Source organism: uncultured Rikenella sp. (assembly GCF_947628055.1).
In the GTDB taxonomy this organism is placed as follows: Bacteria; Bacteroidota; Bacteroidia; order Bacteroidales; family Rikenellaceae; genus Rikenella.
In genome coordinates this window covers 1-3,927 of record NZ_CANQYJ010000153.1, presented here as the reverse complement: position 1 = coordinate 3,927, position 3,927 = coordinate 1, and the positions used below count along the sequence as shown (strand labels likewise).

Annotated in this window: 2 protein-coding genes; both read left to right on the top strand. The window is 57.4% G+C overall.

Annotated features, from left to right (window positions below):
* Positions 1–136: 136 nt before the first annotated feature.
* Positions 137–1,648, top strand: a complete 1,512-nt coding sequence (locus Q0Z93_RS09875; protein ID WP_298065074.1) for a GH3 auxin-responsive promoter family protein — start codon at positions 137–139, stop codon at positions 1,646–1,648.
* Between the two features lie 392 nt (positions 1,649–2,040).
* Positions 2,041–3,072 carry a YeiH family protein gene (locus Q0Z93_RS09870; RefSeq protein WP_298065076.1) on the top strand — a complete coding sequence of 344 codons (1,032 nt, stop codon included), beginning with the start codon at positions 2,041–2,043 and terminating at the stop codon, positions 3,070–3,072.
* The last annotated feature ends 855 nt before the right edge of the window (positions 3,073–3,927 follow it).

The following is a 3,927-nucleotide window of genomic DNA, read 5'->3' as shown; positions in this document are numbered from 1 at the left end:
CGAAGACAAGGGTATCCGGCAGGCTCAAGAGATGCGCAAGCATCTCAGAAAGTTTTTCTGGTTCTCTTTGTTCACAAAGAGAACAGTACCCTCAAACATAGGGTAATGAAATAAACGAACGGATATTTGAGAAGTTATGTCACTGAGCAATTCGATATTGACCGCCATTTACTCCAAGCGGTTGAAAGCCATCGACCGATTTCGGCGTCAGCCATGGGACGTGCAATTCGAGCAATTCCGATTGCTGGTCGGTTACGGAGCAAAGACCGAATACTTCAAACGCCACGGCTTCGGAGAATTCGGCACCGTGGAAGACTTTCAGCGTCGGATTCCCGTAGTCGGATACGACGAACTGCGGCCCGAGATCGACCGCGTCCGGGCAGGCGAAGAGAACATCCTGTGGCCCGGGAAAGTCAGATGGTTCGCCAAATCGTCCGGCACCACCGGCGACCGCAGCAAATACATCCCCATCACCAGAGAATCATTGGAACAGTGCCACTTCCGCGGCGGCAAAGACGTGATGACCGTTTTCGCCTACAACAACCCCCGCAGCAAAGCATTCGACGGCAAAACATTGACCTTGGGCGGCAGTCACCGGCTCGACACGATGGGAGCAGGGGCGCAGAGCGGAGACCTATCCGCCATTCTGATCCACAATGCCCCGAAATGGGTCGGCCTGATGCGCGAGCCTTCTATGGGGATCGCGCTGATCCCGGACTTCGAGCAGAAAGTCGAAGCGATTTGTCGGCGTTGTTCCCGGCAGCGCATCACGTCGTTCGCCGGAGTGCCTTCCTGGAATCTCGTGCTGATGAACAGAATGCTCGAATACACCGGCGAAGATAACTTGCTGGACGTATGGCCCGACCTCTCGCTGTTCATCCACGGCGGAGTCAGTTTCACGCCTTACCGCGAACAATACAAAAAGCTGATCCCCACCTCGCAGATGAAGTACATGGAGACCTACAACGCTTCCGAAGGATTCTTCGCCCTGCAGGACAACCTCTCGACGCAGGACATGCTGCTGATGCTCGACTACGGCATCTTTTACGAGTTCCTGCCGCTCAAAGACCTGCATGAACCGGCGCGGGCGGTGACGCTGGCCGATGTCGAAACGGGGGTCAACTATGCGATGATTATTTCCACCAACGGAGGACTTTGGCGGTACATGATCGGCGACACGGTGGAGTTCACCAGCCTCGCCCCGTACAAGATCCGGATTACGGGCAGAACCAAGAGCTATATCAATGCTTTCGGCGAGGAGGTGATTATAGACAATGCGGAACGGGCTATAGCTGCGGCATGTGCGGCGACGGGGGCCAAGGTCAAAGAGTACACGGCGGCTCCGATTTTCATGAAGGGGCGTGCCAAGGGGGGGCATCAGTGGTTCGTGGAGTTCGACGCGCCGCCGTCGGATGTCATGCTGTTTGCCGAGATGCTGGACAAGACTTTGCAGGAGGTCAATTCGGATTATGCGGCCAAACGGTTCCGCAATACGACGCTGATGGCGCCTCAGTTGGTGGTGGCCCGAAAGGGGGCTTTTTACCGTTGGATGCGGAGTCGCGAGAAGCTGGGCGGGCAGAACAAGGTGCCGCGGCTGGCCAACGATCGCCGCTATATCGACGAATTGCTGGCTATCAATGCCGGATAAGATTTTTGATCGTTCGGTTTTTATGGCCTCGAGTGGGTGTTTTTTGGTAATCGTTTCAAACTGGCGTTTGTTCTTTATAAAGGACAAATGCCAGCAGAGCCTTCTGCCAGAGAGAAAACTCCGCCCGAGGCGATTGCAAAGAAAAAGCCCGCCCTGCGGGCAACAAGAAAAATTTTTTATAAAGAACAAACTCCCGCAGAGCCTTCCGCCAGAGAGAAAACCCAGCCGACTAGAGGCGACTAAGAAAAAGCACCTGCCCGGCAGGAGGGCATCAAAAAAAGTTTTTTAAAGAACAAACGCCCGCAGAGCCTTCCGCCAGAAAGAAAACCTCGCCGGTCGAAGCGATAAAAAAACAACAGACAAACATGAAACTAAGTGAACACCAAGGCAACATGCTCCACGGCATCCTGCTCATAGCCCTCTTCACCTGCGCCGCCTTCTGGATCGCCGAGACCGACCTCATCCGCAGCCTGTCCCTCAGCCCCCTGATCGTCGGGATCGTGCTCGGGATGCTCTACGCCAACAGCTTACGCAACCGGCTGCCCGCGACATGGGTACCCGGCATCCTCTTCTGCTCCAAACAGCTGCTCAGGACAGGCATCATCCTGTACGGCTTCAACCTCACCTTCCAGGACATCGTTCAGGTAGGACTTCCCGCCATCATTATTGACACCCTCATCGTCGCGACGACAATCAGCGGCGGCGTGCTGATCGGACGACTGCTCCGGATGGACAAAGGCATCGCCCTGCTCACCTCCGTCGGCAGCGGGATATGCGGCGCCGCCGCTGTGTTGGGAGCCGAAGCCACGATCCGCACCAAACCGTACAAGACCGCAGTGGCCGTATCCACAGTCGTCATATTCGGCACCCTCGCCATGTTCCTCTATCCGGCCCTCTACCGCAGCGGAACGCTGGAACTCGAACCGGCACAGATGGGGCTGTACACCGGCGCGACCTTACACGAAGTGGCCCATGTAGTCGGCGCAGGAAATGCGATGGGGCAGGAAATCTCCGACACAGCCATCATCGTCAAGATGATCCGCGTGATCCTGTTAGTGCCCGTGCTGCTCATCATCAGCTTCACGGTCTCGCGCATACGGATGCGGAAACGGCAGAGGCGCGGCAACGCATCGGCCGCGGACAACGACAAAGGGAAAATCTCGATCCCGTGGTTCGCCATCGGCTTCCTCGGCGTGATCGCATTCAACTCGTTAGGACTGCTGCCAGCCGGGGCGATCGCATTCATCAAACAATTCGATGTATTCCTGCTGACGATGGCCATGACCGCACTCGGCGCGGAGACCAGCATCGAGAAATTCAGGAAAGCGGGATTCAAGCCTTTTCTGCTCGCCGCGATACTGTTCGTATGGTTGGTAGCCGGGGGATGGGTTCTGGCGAAATACGTTGCGCCGGGACTGATGTAAAACGGTTCGGCCTGCGCGGTCTGGCAGGGGATAGGGCTCGAACGGAGGTATGAGCAGCGCGATCTGCAGAATCGCCAGGCCCTCGAGAGGGGTTGGAGCACCCTTCGCACGGCGAAGCTCCGGGCGCCGCGCCGCGAAATGATTATTCAATGATCTTTAGCCGTTGCTTTTGCTGTCTCGCTCAGCCGCGTGGCCATTTCCTTTCTTTTGACGGCAAAAGAACCGAGCAGCGGTGCTGTTCGGCATATGAAAGGAATTTGGGCTATGATCTCCCCCTGTCAGGCTGGCGGTGCTGCTCGGCACTCGATCCGGGCTGGAACTACCCGAGGTCTCCCGGGCGCAGGCCTGGTGCCGCTGAACACTCGAACCGCAGCCGTTGGCTGTTTTATTAGTTTCTTTCTCCGTTTAGTTTCTAATCGTTGTTGTCGGAATCCAATAAATCGCGACCTACGGTCGCGCGCCCGACGCCGCCCCCTGCGGAGGGTGCAAAGTTTGCTGCGCTTACTTGCGCCTCCGCCGGCGTCGGTCGGTGCAGACGGATACTCAAACCGGGCCGTAACTACCCCCAATATCCTCCGCGGACTACAACCCATTTTGAGACAAAGAACTATGCTTTGCCTGCGCACCGGTGAAACTCCGGTTCGCAAAACCGGGCGGGCCGCAGCCCCAAGCATGCGGAGGGCCGGTGCCGCTCGGCACTCGATCCGGGTTGGAACTACCCGAGGTCTCCCGGGCGTCCGACCCGGTGCGGCTGGGACGCTAAAGGACTTTTGGCTGCGATCTCCCTTTGTCGGGCCGCAGCCTCCCGCAGCGGAGGCCCGCAACTTCGTTGCTTAGCTCCGCAGGCTGCAACCC